This window comes from Ralstonia pickettii, assembly GCF_000607165.1.
GTDB classification, from domain to species: domain Bacteria; phylum Pseudomonadota; class Gammaproteobacteria; order Burkholderiales; family Burkholderiaceae; genus Ralstonia; species Ralstonia holmesii.
Genome location: NZ_JFZG01000024.1, coordinates 19101 through 35269, shown reverse-complemented (window position 1 = coordinate 35269; position 16169 = coordinate 19101). Strand labels below are relative to the sequence as shown.

14 protein-coding genes are annotated in these 16169 nt (G+C 64.7%); 13 read left to right on the top strand and 1 reads right to left on the bottom strand.

The annotated features are described in order from the left end of the window. Window positions 1–118 precede the first annotated feature (118 nt). The 6 genes from BG83_RS0117710 (at window position 119) to BG83_RS27885 (ending at window position 10063) form a co-directional block, all read left to right on the top strand. Window positions 119–1843 carry a S53 family peptidase gene (locus BG83_RS0117710; protein ID WP_024977935.1) on the top strand — a complete coding sequence of 575 codons (1725 nt, stop codon included), beginning with the start codon at window positions 119–121 and terminating at the stop codon, window positions 1841–1843. Between the two features lie 95 nt (window positions 1844–1938). Then, window positions 1939–2673 (top strand): response regulator transcription factor, encoded by a 735-nt coding sequence (locus BG83_RS0117705; protein WP_024977934.1) that lies wholly within the window; start codon window positions 1939–1941, stop codon window positions 2671–2673. 3 nt (window positions 2674–2676) lie between these two features. Then, window positions 2677–3993, top strand: a complete 1317-nt coding sequence (locus BG83_RS0117700) for an ATP-binding protein (RefSeq protein ID WP_024977933.1) — start codon at window positions 2677–2679, stop codon at window positions 3991–3993. Between the two features lie 147 nt (window positions 3994–4140). Continuing rightward, window positions 4141–5622, top strand: coding sequence for a DegQ family serine endoprotease (locus BG83_RS0117695; protein ID WP_024977932.1), 1482 nt, complete (start codon window positions 4141–4143; stop codon window positions 5620–5622). A gap of 453 nt (window positions 5623–6075) precedes the next feature. Next, on the top strand, window positions 6076–7857 hold the full coding sequence (locus tag BG83_RS0117690; protein WP_152543722.1) for a glycoside hydrolase family 28 protein: 1782 nt from the start codon (window positions 6076–6078) through the stop codon (window positions 7855–7857). A 46-nt stretch (window positions 7858–7903) separates the two neighbouring features. Then, the gene (locus BG83_RS27885) at window positions 7904–10063 is read left to right on the top strand and encodes an Ig-like domain-containing protein (RefSeq protein WP_235193217.1); all 2160 of its coding nucleotides are present in this window, start codon (window positions 7904–7906) and stop codon (window positions 10061–10063) included. A gap of 68 nt (window positions 10064–10131) precedes the next feature. On the opposite strand, the gene BG83_RS0117680 is transcribed toward BG83_RS27885, so the two are convergent. Then, complete coding sequence (locus BG83_RS0117680) at window positions 10132–10710, bottom strand: chorismate mutase (RefSeq protein WP_419177611.1); 579 nt, start codon at window positions 10708–10710, stop codon at window positions 10132–10134. Window positions 10711–10918: 208 nt separating this feature from the next. Between BG83_RS0117680 and BG83_RS0117675 the strand changes: the two genes are divergently transcribed. The 7 genes from BG83_RS0117675 to BG83_RS0117645 all read left to right on the top strand — a co-directional run bounded on the left by BG83_RS0117675 (window position 10919) and on the right by BG83_RS0117645 (window position 16168). Continuing rightward, window positions 10919–11269, top strand: coding sequence for a hypothetical protein (locus BG83_RS0117675; RefSeq protein ID WP_024977928.1), 351 nt, complete (start codon window positions 10919–10921; stop codon window positions 11267–11269). A gap of 72 nt (window positions 11270–11341) precedes the next feature. Then, complete coding sequence (locus tag BG83_RS0117670) at window positions 11342–11668, top strand: hypothetical protein (RefSeq protein WP_024977927.1); 327 nt, start codon at window positions 11342–11344, stop codon at window positions 11666–11668. Between the two features lie 165 nt (window positions 11669–11833). Continuing rightward, window positions 11834–13006 (top strand): GGDEF domain-containing protein, encoded by a 1173-nt coding sequence (locus BG83_RS0117665; protein WP_024977926.1) that lies wholly within the window; start codon window positions 11834–11836, stop codon window positions 13004–13006. 68 nt (window positions 13007–13074) lie between these two features. Then, window positions 13075–13635: a dihydrofolate reductase family protein gene (locus BG83_RS0117660; RefSeq protein WP_024977925.1), complete on the top strand. Its 561-nt coding sequence runs from the start codon at window positions 13075–13077 to the stop codon at window positions 13633–13635. Window positions 13636–13841: 206 nt separating this feature from the next. Beyond that, window positions 13842–15455: an alpha,alpha-trehalase TreA gene (gene treA / locus BG83_RS0117655; protein WP_024977924.1), complete on the top strand. Its 1614-nt coding sequence runs from the start codon at window positions 13842–13844 to the stop codon at window positions 15453–15455. Between the two features lie 33 nt (window positions 15456–15488). Next, window positions 15489–15752 (top strand): DUF2164 domain-containing protein, encoded by a 264-nt coding sequence (locus tag BG83_RS0117650; RefSeq protein WP_024977923.1) that lies wholly within the window; start codon window positions 15489–15491, stop codon window positions 15750–15752. A gap of 44 nt (window positions 15753–15796) precedes the next feature. Beyond that, window positions 15797–16168: a 2OG-Fe(II) oxygenase gene (locus BG83_RS0117645; protein ID WP_024977922.1), complete on the top strand. Its 372-nt coding sequence runs from the start codon at window positions 15797–15799 to the stop codon at window positions 16166–16168. Window position 16169: the final 1 nt, after the last annotated feature.

Here is a 16169-nt window from a genome sequence, read left to right as displayed (position 1 = left end):
GATGCAACTGACTGTTTTCGCACTGTTGCGAGGGCAACGCGTTGGATACGGTGAACGACGCCCACGTCGTCACAAGCGGCGTGGTCCTGCAACGTCGTACTCCTCAAAAGGACATCCGATGCTCCGTACTGCTCTCCCCACGCAGCAACTTTCTACTTTGTGCCGTCAACTGGCTTGTGCATGGCCGCTGGTGCTCGCGGCCGGGCCGCTGCATGCCGCCACCGACTGGGTCGACACCCACACCAAGGCCTTCGTCACCGGCCCGCAACTCATGACGCGCGGCGCCGCCAACGAGGTCGCGCCCGGCCAGACCACTGATGTACTGATCAGTCTCAAGCTGCGCAATGAGGCCAGCCTTAAGGCGCTCGCGCACGGCGTCAACGACCCGCGCAGCTCACACTACCGCAAGTACCTGACCAGCGAGCAGTTCCTGGCCAACCACGCGCCCACGCAGGCACAGGTGGATGCCGTGGTGCGCTATCTGCGGCAGAACGGCTTTATCGATATCGACGTTGCGCCCAACCGGCTGTTGGTGTCGGCGCGCGGTACGGCCGGCACGGTCAAGGCGGCGTTCAACACGCCGCTGGTGCATTACCAGCTTGCCGGCCGCAGCGGGTTTGCGAACAGCAGCAAGGCCCAGGTGCCGCGCGCGCTGGGCGGCATCGTTGGCTCGGTGCTGGGCCTGCAGAACGTGGCGCGCGCGCGTCCGCTGCTGCGTGTGGGGGATGTGGCGGAAGCGCGTACACTGGCTGCGGGCACAGCCACGGGCCATTACCCGAAGGAATTCCCAGCGCTGTACGGTGCGACCGGCGTTCCGACGGCGGCGGGCACGACCGTGGGCGTCATCACCATCGGCGGCGTATCGCAAACGCTGCGTGACCTGCGTACGTTCACGAGCAACAACGGCTACGCCGCGGTGTCCACCACCACGATCAAGACCAACGGCAGCAGCGGCAACTACACCGATGATCAGGAAGGCCAGGGCGAGTGGAACCTCGACAGCCAGTCCATCGTAGGTGCGGCTGGTGGCGCGGTCGGCAAGCTGGCCTTCTACATGGCCGACCTGAACGCGCCGGGCAACACGGGCTTGACCAAGGCTTTCAACAAGGCAGTGACCGACAACACCGCCAAGATCATCAACGTGTCGCTCGGCTGGTGCGAGAACGATGCCAGCGCCGACGGCACGCTCGACGCCGAAGAGGCCATCTTCACCACAGCCGCCGCGCAGGGGCAGACGTTCTCCGTGTCTTCGGGCGACGAGGGCGTCTACGAGTGCAACAATCGCGGCTATCCGGACGGCGGCAACTACAGCGTGTCGTGGCCGGCATCGTCACCGCACGTGCTCGCCATTGGCGGCACCACGCTCTATACGAGCGGTTCCAGCTTCGCTAGCGAGACCGTGTGGAACGAAGGCCTGGACGGCAACGGCAAGCTGTGGGCCACCGGCGGCGGCATCAGCCAGATCCTGCCGGCGCCAAGTTGGCAGGGCGGCAATGCGCGCCTATTGCCCGATGTGTCGTTCGACGCAGCACAGAGCACCGGCGCCTACATCTACAACTACGGGCAGTTGCAGCAGATTGGCGGCACGAGCCTGGCATCGCCCATCTTTGTCGGCTTCTGGGCACGGTTGCTGGCGGCCAACGGCAACCTGGGCTTTCCGGCGGCGCGCCTGTACAGCGCCATTCCGGCCAACGCTTCGCTGCTGCGGTATGACGTGGTCTCGGGCAACAACGGCTACCAGGGCTACGGTTACAGCGCCGCGCAAGGCTGGGATTACCCGACGGGTTGGGGCAGCCTGAACATCGGCGCGTTGAATCAACTGATCAAATCGGGCGGGTTCTGATGGGGGGGTGAAACTGCGGGCGGCTCTGCACAAAGTGCGGGCCGCCCGCGCGGCAGTTCTACAATGAGCCCTCCCCGGCTAATTTTTGATTCGCCATGCGCGTACTGCTCGTAGAAGACGACGACATGATCGGCGACAGCGTGCGCAAGGGTTTGCGCCACGACGGTTTCGCCATCGATTGGGTGCGTGACGGCGAGGCAGCCGTGCACGCCATCACGGCGCCTGGCGCCGCCGGCGCAGAGTCCGGCGCCACCATGTTCGACCTCATGCTGCTCGACCTCGGCCTGCCCAAGCGCGACGGGCTGGATGTGGTGCGCGAACTGCGCCAGCGCGGCATCGCCATCCCCATCCTGATCCTGACCGCGCGCGATGCGGTGGCCGACCGCGTGGCCGGTCTCAATGCCGGCGCAGACGATTACCTCGTCAAGCCCTTCGACCTCCAGGAGCTGGCGGCACGCATGCACGCGCTGCTGCGCAGACAAGGCGGCCGCGCCGATCCGCTCATGCGCCACGGCGAGGTGCTGCTCAACCCCGTCACCCGCGAGGTGCTGCGCGCGGGTGTGCCGGTCAAACTGTCGGGCCGCGAGTTTGCGGTGCTGCATGCGCTGCTTGCGCGGCCGGGCAAGGTGTGGTCGATCGCCCAGTTGCAAGACAACCTCTACGGCTGGGATGAAGAGGTGGGCAGCAACACGGTCGAGGTCTACATTCACGCGTTGCGCAAGAAGCTTGGTAGCCATTTCATCCAGAACATCCGCGGCGTGGGGTATGTGATTCCGCGTGAGGCGTCGACGTCGCCTGCGGAACCTGCCGCTGGCGACGCGCACCAATAAGCCATGCAATCGATCCGTAAAACCCTGCTGTGGTGGCTGGCCGGCGGCCTGCTGGCGGGCATCGTCATCGCCACCGGTCTGATCTACGCGCAGGCGCGCCAGGAAGCCAACGCGCTGTTCGACTACCAGATGCAGCAGGTGGCCGCTGCGCTGCCGAGCCAGTGGATCGACCCGCCGCCGCCGGCGCTCGCCGGCATTGCGCGTGACGATGACGTCGTGATCCGCATCTGGGACGGCACTGGCCGCAGCCTGTATCTCTCGCACGCGCGGCCCGATCTGCCGGACCAGGCGGAGCTCGGTTTTTCCGACGCGAATACGCCGGAGGGGCCGTGGCGCATCTACAGCGTCGCGTTCGGGCCCGCCGTGGTGCAGATCGCGCAGCCATATAGCGCGCGGCACGAGGTGGCGGCGCGCATGGCGCTGCGTACGGTCGCACCGTTGCTAATCCTGCTGCCGCTGCTGGGATGGATCGTGTGGCTGGCGGTCGGGCGTGGGCTGGCGCCGCTGGGCTCGGTGGCCAAGCAGGTGCAGGCGCGCGATGCGGCAGCGCTGTCGCCGTTGCCCACGCAGGGTTTGCCTGACGAGATCCGCCCGCTGACACAAGCATTGAACGATCTGCTTGCGCGGCTCGGCACCGCACTTGCGCACCAGCGCGCGTTCGTTGCCGATGCCGCACACGCGCTGCGTACGCCGCTGGCCGCCCTCAAGCTGCAGTTGCAGGTGGCCGACCGCGCTGAGAACGAAGACGAACGCCGCGCCGCGCATGCCGATCTGCATCGCGGTGTCGAACGCATGATCCGCCTCGTTGGCCAGTTGCTGACGCTTGCACGGCAGGAGCCGGGCGCGGCCGATACGCAACGCGCATCCGTTGCGCTGGACGCCGTGGCGGCCGACGTGGTTGCCGAGTTGTCACCGGCGGCAGTGCACAAGGGCATTGATTTGGGGGTCGCGGTGGAGTCGCAGCCGGCATCGGTCATCGGCAATGCTGATGCGCTGCGCGTGCTGCTGGTCAACCTTGTCGACAACGCGCTGAACTACTGCCCGCGCGGTGCGCGCGTCGATGTATCAACCGAACACACGCCCGACGGTGGCGCGCAGCTGGTGGTGGAAGACAACGGCCCTGGCATCCCTGCGGAGGAACGCGAACGCGTGCTCGATCGCTTTTATCGGCCTGCTCAGGCACCCACGGGCGGTAGCGGCCTCGGCCTCGCCATCGTGCGCGAGATCGCCCAGGCGCACGACGCAACCCTGGCGCTGGAAGCGCGCGAGGGGGGCGGCTTGCGCGTGGTGTTGCGCTTTCCATTCAAGGCCAATGCGTAGAAACATTTTGTTTCGTGTGATGTGCGCGTGCGCCTTGCACCTTTAAGTCTCGTTTAAGTCTGCCCGCCTACGATGCCTTCAACCGATGGGCACGACAGGCGACTCCGCAGGCCGTGACCCTCGTGCTAAGCAAGAGAGGACACGACAATGACGCGTCAAACCCTGGCACGCAGTGCGGCTGGCCTGGCCGCAGTGGTCGCCGTTGCAGGCGGCTATGCCTATCTGCAGAAAGACATGATTTCGCGTGCGGTGGCGGCGCCCGTGGCCACTGCGACGGCAACGACCGCGCCTGCTCCCGGTGCAGCTCCGGTGGCTGTGGCGGCGCCAATGGACTTCTCAGGCATCGTCGATCGCTACGGCCCGGCGGTGGTCAACATCAGCACCACCGCGCACGCGCAGCGCACCAGCATGCAGGGCTTGCCGCCCGGCATGAGCCCGGATGATCCGTTCTCCGAATTCTTCAAGCGGTTCATGCCGCAGATGCCGCAGCAGCGCGGCGACCAGATCGTGCGCGGTCTGGGCTCCGGCTTCATCGTCTCGGCCGATGGCCTGATCCTGACCAACGCCCACGTGGTGGATGGCGCGCAGGAGGTCAACGTCAAGCTGACGGACCGCCGCGAGTTCAAGGCCAAGGTGCTCGGCGTCGACAAGCAATCCGACGTGGCAGTGCTGCGCATCTCCGCCAAGAACCTGCCGATCGTGCAGATTGGCAGCCCAGCCAATACCAAGGTGGGTGAGCCCGTGCTGGCCATCGGTTCGCCGTACGGTTTCGAGAACACCGTCACGGCGGGCATCGTGAGCGCCAAGTCGCGCTCGCTGCCGGACGATACCTATGTGCCGTTCATCCAGACCGATGTGGCCGTGAACCCCGGCAACTCGGGCGGCCCGCTGTTCAACCAGCGCGGCGAGGTGATCGGTATCAATTCGCAGATCTACAGCCAGACCGGTGGCTACCAGGGCTTGTCGTTTGCCGTGCCGATTGATGTGGCGATGAAGGTGGAGCAGCAGCTTGTGTCGACGGGCAAGGTCACGCGCGGCCGCCTGGGCATTGCGGTGCAGGAGGTCGACCAGTCGCTGGCCGATTCCTTCAAGCTGCCCAAGCCCGAAGGCGCATTGGTCAACTCGGTGGAAGACGGCGGCCCCGCAGCCAAGGCCGGCCTGCAACCTGGCGACGTGATCCTGCAGATTGGCGGTGCACGGATCGACCGGTCGGGCGATCTGCCCGAGCAGGTGGCCGACATCAAGCCGGGCTCCACCGTGCCGCTGCAGATCATCCGCCAGGGCAAGCCGACCACACTGACTGTGACCGTCGGTGCCGCCAAGGATGCCAAGGTGGCATCCAGTGAAAAGGCCGCGCCGGACCAAGGCCGCCTGGGTCTGGCGGTGCGACCGCTGCAGCCGGAAGAGAAGCGCCAGAACGGCCTGCCTGGCGGCCTGGTGGTGATGGACGTGACCGGCCCGGCGGCCAAGGTTGGCATCCAACCCGGCGACGTGATCCTGTCGCTGAACGGCACACCGGTGTCGTCGGTGCAGGAGTTGCGCACGCTGGTGGATCGCGCCGGCAAGCATGTCGCCCTGCTCGTACAGCGTGACGATACGAAGATCTTCGTGCCTGTGGATCTGGGTTGACGTAAATCTCGGCGCTGCCTCTCCTCGCATAGCCGGTCCCCTGGGGCCGGCTTTTTTTTGTTCCCGTCTTGCTGGCCTTACGGCTCTGCCGGGAAAACCCTGCCTTGACTTCTAATATATCAATTAATAGATTTTGATATATCAGAAACTGGCTGACCGGGGACCTGCCTGCTCGCAAGGACGCAGTTCTCCGGTAGTGGCCAATACAAAAATCAGAGAGGAGACGCATGGAACACCCCCGCCACCGGCGGTGGGCGCCAACTCGCGCCCATACGCTTTTCGCGCGTTCACGACGCACGTTGCGGCGCAATACCGGCGCGTGCTGATCCGCCCATTCGGCGCTCGTATTCCCACGCGCGCCCGCCTCCGCCAAACGCGTGCTGCTCCGCCTGCGAGCGGGTAGCACGCGCGCTGAATTCACACCCATACGAAGAAAACGAGGAGAACAACACGATGACCCATTCAAGAGCGATGCGGACAGCGCGTGCCCGCATCGGCCTGATCTGCCTATCTGTCAGCCTTGCGTTGACCGGCTGCGGGGGCGGTGATGGCAGCAGCAGCGACATCGCCAGCAGCGGTGGTGGTGTCGCGACCAGCCCTGGAACCGGCCCTGGAGTCGGCACCGGTACATCTACGACAACTTCCACTGCGCTCTGGCCGGCCACGGCGCTTTCTGATCCAGCCGTGCAGGGCAAGGAGCCGTCGCTACCCACTACGGTGTGTGCGACCTTGAGCGCGAGCTTGACCAAGAACAGCAAGGGGCTGCTCGACGCGTCGGTGGATGCGCCGCCGGCCAACTCTGAGCCCGACACCGCCAACATTCAGGCGGCCATCAACGGTTGTCCTGCCGGGCAGGCAGTGAAGCTCGTCAAGGGAAGCCAAGGCCAAAACGCATTCCTCAGTGGCCCGATCGTCTTGACGGGGTCCGTCACGCTGTGGGTCGACGCGGGGGTGACGCTGTTCGCCTCGCGTAAGCCGTCTGACTACCAGATCAGCGGCAAGAACAATTGCGGCGAAACCGCCAGCAGCGACAACGGCTGCAACGCGCTCATCACCACGACGCCCAATGGCAACGGTGTGGTCGGCGACGGCGTGATCGACGGCCGCGGCGGCGAGGTGCTCACCTCCGGCCTGTATGCCAACAAGCTCACGTGGTGGGATGTCGGCGCGCTGACCAAAACCATGAGCAACGCCAGCCAGAACAACCCGCGCCTGATCCAGGTGAATGGCGGCAGCAACTTCAGCCTCTATCGGATTACGTTGCAGAACGCGCCGAAGTTCCACGTTGTCACGAGCGGCGTCAGCGGCGTGACCGCCTGGGGCACCAAGATCCTGACGCCCTCGCTCGAATACTCCGTGGCAGGCTACCAATGCGCAGCCAACACGATGCCGGTCGTCTCAGGTTCGCCCAATACCACCACGCCCAGCACCTGCTTTACGCCTGCCACCGTCAAAAACACAGACGGTATCGACCCGGGCCAATCGCAGAACGTGCTCATTGCGTTCAACCACATCAGCAATGGCGACGACGGCATCGCCATCAAGTCGCACGCCAGCACCACGGGCCCCGTTTCCAACGTGCAGATCCTGCACAACCGCTTCTATTTCACGCATGGCATGTCGCTCGGCAGCGAAACCGACAGCGGCATGAACGGCATCACGATCCGCGACCTGACCATCGACGGCTTCGACATGGGCGCCACCAGCGGCTTTCGCATCAAGACCGACGATAGCCGTGGCGGTGAAGTCAAGAATGTGACGGTTGACGGTGTGTGCGCACGGCGTCTGCAACAGCCGATCGTGATGGACCCGTACTACGGCGACGCTTCGGGCTCGGCCAAGGCGCTCTACCCGAACCTTCACGACATCACGGTGCGCAATTTCCGCTACCTGGATGTGGCCGGCTCCGTCTATGACGGCGCCAACGCGGCCTTGTTGCTGCGCGGCTACCAGTCGCAGAGCCAGTTCAACTATCTCTACAACGTCGTCTTCGACAACGTGGTCTTTGATTCTCTGCCGGGTTGGGCAACGACCAAGCTGACGAATCCCGTGCCGTCCTATGCGGAGTTGACGATGGGTTCGGGGCCGGTGTCGTTTGCCAGCCTGCTGCTCGCGGGCCAGGACATCAACCACGTCCATATCTTCGATAACCGGACGGCAACGCCGGCGCCCTATGACTGCACGAGCGCGTTCGTGGACTTCCCCGCAGTGAATGCGCCGATGTCGATTCACTGAGCGCAACTGCGTCACGCTCATACCAAAAGAAGAAGAGGAGACAACAATGACAAGAATGTTCCAGCACGCAGTTGTGGTTGCAGCCCTGCCAGCACTGCTGTTGGCGGGCTGCGGCGGAGATAGTGGCACCGACACTGCCAGCAGCACCACCGGCGGAAGCGGCGGCTCGGCTGCAACGGCCAACCTCGCTTCTGTGAATGTGTCCGAGACCGCCAGCCAGACGAGCGCCGCCGTTGGCGATCGTGTGATCTGGACGATCACCGCCGTGAACAATGGAAGCGGCGCTACCGGGGATACCATTTCGCTGGTGGCCACCGTGCCCGGCAACGTCGGCGGTATCGCGGTGAACGCGCAGGGTGCAACATGCGGCCCGGCGGTCAGCACGCTCACGTGCACGATTCCTGCGGGGCTCGCAGCCGGAGCCGCCGCGACCGTCACCCTGACGGCTACGGCCACAGTCGCCGGTAGCCTCACCAGTTCTGTCTCGACGTCCGGCGAAGGGGTGTCGGGCTGCACGGCTCAGGGCAGTTGCAGTACGTCAGTGACTGTCGCGGCGGCTTCCAGCGGATCGGGGTCTTCCGGTGGTTCGTCGTCAGGCTCGACGAACGCGGTCGGGTTGGTTCCCGCCAATGGAGAAACCGCCGCCTATGTCGACACACGGCTGCAACTCAGCTTTGACGCCACACCCACCTTGGGCGCAACCGGCTTGGTCAAGGTCTTCAATGCCACGACGGGCGTGCAGGTCGACCAGATCGATATCAGCGGAGCGCCGGTCACCGCCGGCGGCGAAACGCAGACCTACATGCCGGCCGCCAACACCGAGATCGACACGCTGGGCAACAACACCGGGCTGACCCAGTGGCGGTATGTGTACTACACGCCGGTCACGATTTCCGGCAATACGGCCACCATCCGCCTGCATGACAACATGCTCAGCAACGGCACCAAGTACTACGTCACCGTCGACAACGGTGTATTGGCCGGCAAGATGAACGGCACGCCCTTTGCGGGCATCACCTCGCCTACGGCGTGGACCTTCACGACCAAGGCCGCCCCGGCATCCCAGACGGCCGTGACCGTCGCCAGCACCGGCACGGCGGACTTCCGCACCGTACAGGGTGCGCTCGACTGGATCATGCGCAACAGCAGCGCGAACGCGTCTGCCAGCAAGACGATCACGATCCAGGATGGCAGCTACAACGAGCAGCTGTTCCTGCGCAACGTGAATAACCTGACGATCTCGGGCCAGAGCCAGGCTGGCACCATCGTCTACCAGGACAACTCGGAGTCTTACAACCCGGGCACCGGCGGCAGCAAGACAGCACCGGCCACAACGCTCACGACGGAAGGCAGCGGCACCCGGCGCGCCCTGGGAGGCGGAAGATCTGTCCTTCTGGTGGAGGGCTCCGACCTGCTCAAGCTCACCAACTTCACGTTGCAGAACTCGCACGTCAGACAGTCGAACTTCAACAACCAGGCCGAGGCGCTTTACTACAACACCTCAACCCTGACCGCCAGCCGCATGGTGGCAAGTTTCATGAACTTCCTGAGCGCGCAGGATACGATCCAGACCAAGGGCTGGGTCTGGTACTACAAGTCCTACATTGCGGGAAACGTCGATTTCATCTGGGGCTCCCCCTATGCGGCACTGTTCGAGCAGAGCGAGCTGCATACGACGTTTGACCCGATTGCAGGCTCGGGCGGCAGCTATAGCGCCAACGCCATCATCCAGGCCCGTGCGGCCACGGGTTACCCGGGCTTCGTGGTGCTCAACAGCGCGTTGACCGCGGATGCCACGGTGCCTGCGGGGACCACCTATCTCGCACGATCCCTGACCGGTGCCACCCAGGCCGCGAACAGCTACTGCACCCAGCAATACACGGGCACCGGCAGTTTCGGCAATGCTCAACTGTATTGCGACACAGCTGCGTACATCAGCACGAAGATGGGCACACACATCGCAAGCGGCGGCTGGGAAGATCCGAACACCAACGGCGCCATGGCACCGTACCCCGGAACACCAACCGCCACCGCAGGGTGGCGCGAATGGCTGAGCATGGACGCGGCCGGCAATGCGTTGAGCATGTCGGGTCGCGATACCCAATATGCCACCAGCGCCATTGATTTGAGCGGGCTCAACACCACCGCCAAGGTGTTCGCCAGCTTCAAGGATGGCAACGGCGCGAGCTGGACGCCCACGCCCTGATTTCCCTAACAAGCGTGACGGATGCTGCGGCGCGTGCCCTTTCAGGACCGCGCCGTTTTTTCATGGGATCAGCGGGGGCTGCAGAGCCTTGCCGTTGCACGGTCCAGTGCAATCCGATGCAGGGTGTCGAGCGATTTCTCATGCACGACACGGCCGATGTCGTTTGCTACCTGCACCGGGCAATCCGCCTGGCCGCGTGCGGGGGCAGCGTCGCGCAGTGCTTGCAGGATGGATTTCTGTAGCCCGTCCAGCTTGGGGCGGATCACATCCGGCAGGCTCTGCCGTTGCGCGGTGGGCGCAGCCCCGGCCCGGCGCCAGTCGTTCAGCAGGGCGTATTGCACCTCCTTGTTCGCCTCGATCTGGTCTGTGAAGACGTTGCTCACGTCTGCCGCCGCCAAGCCGTAGGCGGGCGCCTGCGCCGAGGCATTGGCGATGACCTTGTCCTCGCGCGCCGGGTCGTAGACCGACTGGCCGCTGTCCCATTTGCTCAGCGCAACCTGGTCAGCGGTGACCAGCCGATCGGCCAGATGGCGGAGTAGCGGCGCGAATGCGCCTTCCTGGGCGTGGGCCTGGGTGGCGAAGCTTGCCGCCAACAACAGGGTGCAGGCGATTCGGGGTGTCATCAACGTGTTAAGGGCGTTCTTCATGCTAGGTACCGGTCGATTGCCGCGTGTCATGAAACTGGGAACGGCCATCATACCGAAGCGCTGATCGGACGACGTGCGCAACGTTGTTCCGATGCCCGCCGTTAGGCCGTTTGCACGTGCTGTCTGCCATAAACCCAGGTATCATGCGGGCTGCGCGCCGTGTTTGTCTGCAAAGCCTGCGGCGGCGCGGCTAGCTGAGCATACGACGATGGATTTCTACCCCGATCTGGAAGGTTTGCCGCTGTTTGCCAAACCCGCTTTCGGCTGGGAGGAACCAGCGTCGGCATCACCAGCCGAAACGTCCCCCACCAAACCCCGCCGCTTGCGCCGATGGCGCGGCCCGATCACGCATTGGGAACGCGGCTACCGCTCCCACTACTACCGTGACAAGCGCGGCAAGAAGCTCGGTGAAATCCACCTGAGTCCGCGCGGTCAGGCGCCGCTGCTTTACCGCTGGCTGGCCGGCACGCTCTCGGGCATCGAGGGGTCGCTCACGCACGCGCGCATGCGGGTGGAAGAGGCGATCGGGTTTGGGATGCGGCAGATGGCGCTGTTCTGAGCCACCCGCCCGGCGTGCCGCTGGGCACGGCCGATGCGTCAACTTTGGGTTCACCACGACGAGGAGAACCCCATGCCAACCATCGTCCGCATCTTCACAGACCATGCTGCTGCTGAGGCAGCCCGCCAAGCCGTGCTCAACACCGGCCTCACGCTGGAGCGCGTCGCGCTGTCGCACCAGGGCGACGAGGCAGGTGCCTTGTGCGGCAACTTCCTCTGCGGCGACTACGAGCCCGGCGGCGAAAACGCCGAGACCTACGAGCGCAAATTCCAGAATGTCGTGATCGGCGGGCGCTTTCTGCTGACCATCGACGCCGAGCCCGCACAGGTGGACGCCGCCGAAGCTGCGTTGCAGCCCGCCGGCGGACATGCGGTAGACGATCTCGGGCCGAAGGCCTGACCTTGCGCGACGGCTCCTTCATGCAAGGGTTGTCATCACACGATGGAAGCCACCGGCTGCGTTGATTTGCGGCTTTCGGCCCAGGTTGTGCCCCACCACCCGGTGATGTCCGCAATGCGCCGCTTTTCGTAGAATCCCCGCCACAGAAGACTTGCGGGAGTGCTCATGCTGGATCCAGGCGTCGCCATTGCCACGTCGGCGCTGATGAGCTTTGTGCTCCTGGGGCTGCTGGGTTCGTTGCTGCGCGCCGGCAAGGCCGGCATTGCCGAATGGTTTGGTGCCAATCTGGCTGTGGTGCTGGCGTTGCCATTGATCCTGCTGCGCGGGAAGATTCCTGACAGCCTCTCGGTGGTTGTGGCCAATGTCTTGTTGGCGCTGGGTGGCGCTGCCTACTACGCGGGCTGTGCGCGGTTTCTCGGCCGCCGGCCGCAGTGGCCGGTCCTGCTGGCGGGCGTGGCGGCGGTGGGGGTGGCAGTCATCTATTGGCGCTACGCCGTCGACAGTATCCCCATGCGGGTGTTTTCGACCACGCTGTTTTCCGCCGCATTCTGCACGGCACTGGCGTGGATGCTGGTGCGCCATTCGCCCGCCGGTCGACCGACCTATCCGTATCGGGTCACGGCCATCATTGCGCTCGTGTTCGGCGCCTGTCAGCTCGTACGCGGTGTCTATTTCCTGACGCTGGGCGCGGCTTCCAGCCCGAGCATGTTTGCCAGCGCCGGCAGCGTGCTGCTGCTCGTGGTGGCGGCGGCGATCATGCCCATCCTGTCGATGTCGGCCATGCTGATGGTGCATGACGCGCTGCTGGCCGACGCGCGCGATGCGGCCAACCGCGATTTCCTGACCGGTGCGCTGTCGCGCCAGGGCTTTGAGGCGCTGGCGCGCCGCCATGTCGGCCGTGTGCAGCGACACGCCAAGCCGCTCGCATTGCTGATTCTCGATCTGGATCACTTCAAGCGCATCAACGACAGCCTCGGTCATGCTGCCGGCGATGCGGTGCTGCGCGCGTTCGTGCAGATGGCGCATGTGCAACTGCGGCCGACCGACGTGCTCGGGCGCATCGGTGGCGAAGAGTTTGCGCTGCTGCTGCCTGACACTGACAGCGGCAACGCCATGCATCTCGCAGACCGCTTGCGCAAAGCTGCCGCCGCGCAAGTTGTCATGGCTGGTGCGCAGCCGTGCCGCTACAGCATCAGCGGTGGCGTGGCGGCGTGGCAACCCGGCGAATCGTTCGACCGGCTGAGCGCACGCGCAGACCGCGCGCTGTACGACGCCAAGCATCAGGGGCGCAACCGGATCTGCGCTGCCGATGCTGGCAACGTCGTTACAGTGGCGTAGCGCCGCGCAAGGCAATGGCAATTCGTGCGGCGTAACATCTCGCTCCTAAATTTCAACGGGAGCCCGCCATGTCGAAGACGCAGTACTACGCCGCTACCACCCTGGACGGCTTCATCGCCACGACGGATCACTCGCTCGATTGGCTGATGCAGTTTGGCTCGCTGGAAGGCACGAGCTACGACGGCTTCATTCGCGACGTCGGCGCGCTGGCGATGGGTGCGTCCACCTACGAATGGCTGCTGCGCGAACTGACCAAGCCCGGCCCGGCGGGGCAAGCCCAGCCATGGCCTTACGTGCAGCCCGCGTGGGTCTTCACATCGCGCACGCTGCCGGCGGTGCAAGGTGCAGACATCCGCTTCGTGCGTGGTGATGTGGCGCCCGTGCACCGCGACATGCTCGCGGCAGCCGGCGGACGCAATCTCTGGATCGTTGGTGGTGGTGAACTCGCCGGCAAGTTTCTCGATGCAGGGCTGCTTGATGAACTCATCGTGCAGGTGATGCCTGTCACCCTGGGCTCCGGACTGCCGCTGTTGCCACGCCGCATCGTGCAGCCCGCGCTCAAGCTCACTTCCGCAGTGCCCTACAAGAACACCTTCGTGGAGATGCGCTACGAGGTCGTGCGCGGGTAGAGCAGGTTCCAGCGTAGGACCGACGGGCCCGACGGGCGGGCCAAGCATCGCCGCGCATCAGCAAGTTGCTTGCCCGCAGCGCCCGATATGGCGCCGTTTCTGGCGCTTCGGCATGGTGCTGTTTTGCGCAAAACCTGTCGATTTGACAACGCTGTCCGCGTCTCCTTTTCTGGACTGGCTTTCCGTCCACCAGGCAGGAGATGACGATGCATCGACAGGCTCACTTTTTGATCCGGCACCGCGCGGCCAATGTTGCTGCATGGCTGGCGTTCGGTTTGGCGGCGTCGTCCGCATTGGCCGATGTGGGCGTGGGTGCCGCGCTGCCGCCGTCGCCCGACAAGCTCTACGGCGACTTGTTCGTGGCCGTGCAGACCGCGCAGGTGTATCCGGACCAGAAGACGTTTGTCGATGCGGTGCCCAAAGCCGCACCGGCCGTCATCCTGCAGGCCTACCAGGCACAGAAGAACGTGCCGGGTTTCTCGCTCAAGGCGTTTGTCGATCAGTACTTCACGTCACCGGTGGATACGCCCGTGACACCGCCTGCAGGGCAGACCTTGCGCGCACACATCGACTGGCTCTGGCCGGCGCTCACGCGCACGACGACCACCGCGCCTGACAACAGCTCGCTCATTCCTCTGCCCAAGCCGTACGTCGTGCCCGGCGGCCGTTTTCGCGAGGGCTATTACTGGGATACCTACTTCACCATGCTGGGTCTGCAGGAGGCTGGCCGCGAAGACCTGGTCGATAACATGCTAGACAATTTCGCCTATGCCATTGATCAGTTCGGCCACATTCCCAACGGAAATCGCACGTATTACCTCAGCCGCTCGCAGCCGCCGTTCTTTGCGTTGATGGTCGAGCTGGCCGCTCAGCAGGAGGGCGACGCGGCGCTCAAGCGCTACCTGCCGCAACTGCGCAAGGAGTATGCGTACTGGATGCGCGGCGCCACCACCACGCCCGTCGGGCAGGCGAGCAACAACGTCGTCGTCATGCGCGACGGCGTTGTCCTCAACCGTTACTGGGACGACCAGGACACCCCGCGCCCCGAGTCCTATCTGCAAGACATGACCACCGCGCAGCAAACACCCGCACGCCCCGCCAACGAAGTCTGGCGCGACCTGCGCGCAGCGGCCGAAAGCGGCTGGGATTTCAGCTCGCGCTGGTTCGGCGACAACGCCACGCTGGGCACCATTCGCACCACGTCGATCGTGCCGGTGGATTTGAACAGCCTGATGTTCCAACTGGAGAAGACCATCGCGCGCGGCTGCACAGCGGCGCGCGATTTTGCATGCACGGTCGAGTATTCCGTGCGCGCCGGAAAACGTTCCGTCGCCATCGAGCGCTACCTGTGGCACCCCGCCGGCTACTATGCAGACTACGACTGGCAGCTCGGCCGCATTCGCGATAACAAGTCTGCTGCGATGACGTATCCGCTGTTTGTGGGCGCCGCACGGCCAGACCGCGCGTGGAAGACGTTGCAGTGGACGCAGCAGGCGCTGCTGCAGGTGGGCGGGCTGTCCACCACCACCTTCAAGACAGGCCAGCAGTGGGATGCGCCCAACGGCTGGGCGCCGCTGCAATGGATCGCGCTGCGCGGTGCGCAGCGATACGGCTGGCAGCCACTCGCGCAGGCAATCGGCGAGCGTTTTCTCGGCAGCGTCGAGCAGCTCTACGCCAGCCAGCAGAAGCTCGTCGAGAAATACATCGTGGATGGAACGGGCACGGGCGGTGGCGGAGGGGAATACCCGTTGCAGGACGGCTTCGGCTGGACCAACGGTGTCACGCTCAAGCTGCTGGATGCGTATGGCCGCGGGCAGTAAGCTGGCGGTTCCATCCGCCACTGAGCCCCTCGCATGCCCATCGAACTTGACCGCGACGTCCGCGAAGAGGCCGTGCAATCCATCCAGCGTTACTTCACCGAGCACATGGAAGAGCGCATCGGCAACATTCAGGCCGGTGCGCTGCTGAGTTTCTTTCTGGAAGAGATCGGCCCGGTGGTCTACAACCTTGCCGTGCAGGAGGCGCAGGAACGCCTGCACACGCGTGTGGCCGAGCTGGACTACGAGTGCCATCAGGAGCCGTTCGGGTACTGGAAGAAATTCGACAAGCGCCGATAGTTCCCGGCTACCATGCCCGGATTCCATCGGGCTGCTCCGCTTCCATGTCTTCCTTGCGCGCATTCTTCAGCACAGCCTTCCGCTGGCAGCGCGGCCGCCAGGGCACCGGCTACGACAAGATGCTGCTGGCCACCGCGCTGTGGCCCATCCCGTTTGATAGCTACCTGATCCGCTATCCGGACGGTTCAGAAATTCCGCCGCATACCGACCCCGTAACGAACGGTCGGCACTATCGGCTGAACATCGTGCTGAAGTCACCGAGGGCGGGCGGCGAGTTCGTCTGTGCCAGCCCGATCTTCCAGACGCGGCGCATCAAGCTGTTCCGCCCCGATGCGTGCGAGCACAGCGTGACGCGCGTGGTGGGTGGTAGCCGGTATGTGCTGTCGGTCGGATGGGTGCTAGGGCGGCGGGCTTGAG

Coding starts and splice junctions, on each gene's coding strand:
- BG83_RS0117660 (WP_024977925.1), top strand. CDS start 13,075: ATGTCGAAGACGCAGTACTACGCCGCTACCACCCTGGACGGCTTCATC.
- BG83_RS0117670 (WP_024977927.1), top strand. CDS start 11,342: ATGCCAACCATCGTCCGCATCTTCACAGACCATGCTGCTGCTGAGGCA.
- BG83_RS0117650 (WP_024977923.1), top strand. CDS start 15,489: ATGCCCATCGAACTTGACCGCGACGTCCGCGAAGAGGCCGTGCAATCC.
- BG83_RS0117710 (WP_024977935.1), top strand. CDS start 119: ATGCTCCGTACTGCTCTCCCCACGCAGCAACTTTCTACTTTGTGCCGT.
- BG83_RS0117705 (WP_024977934.1), top strand. CDS start 1,939: ATGCGCGTACTGCTCGTAGAAGACGACGACATGATCGGCGACAGCGTG.
- BG83_RS0117680 (WP_419177611.1), bottom strand. CDS start 10,710: ATGAAGAACGCCCTTAACACGTTGATGACACCCCGAATCGCCTGCACC.
- treA (WP_024977924.1), top strand. CDS start 13,842: ATGCATCGACAGGCTCACTTTTTGATCCGGCACCGCGCGGCCAATGTT.
- BG83_RS0117675 (WP_024977928.1), top strand. CDS start 10,919: ATGGATTTCTACCCCGATCTGGAAGGTTTGCCGCTGTTTGCCAAACCC.
- BG83_RS0117645 (WP_024977922.1), top strand. CDS start 15,797: ATGTCTTCCTTGCGCGCATTCTTCAGCACAGCCTTCCGCTGGCAGCGC.
- BG83_RS0117690 (WP_152543722.1), top strand. CDS start 6,076: ATGACCCATTCAAGAGCGATGCGGACAGCGCGTGCCCGCATCGGCCTG.
- BG83_RS0117695 (WP_024977932.1), top strand. CDS start 4,141: ATGACGCGTCAAACCCTGGCACGCAGTGCGGCTGGCCTGGCCGCAGTG.
- BG83_RS27885 (WP_235193217.1), top strand. CDS start 7,904: ATGACAAGAATGTTCCAGCACGCAGTTGTGGTTGCAGCCCTGCCAGCA.
- BG83_RS0117700 (WP_024977933.1), top strand. CDS start 2,677: ATGCAATCGATCCGTAAAACCCTGCTGTGGTGGCTGGCCGGCGGCCTG.
- BG83_RS0117665 (WP_024977926.1), top strand. CDS start 11,834: ATGCTGGATCCAGGCGTCGCCATTGCCACGTCGGCGCTGATGAGCTTT.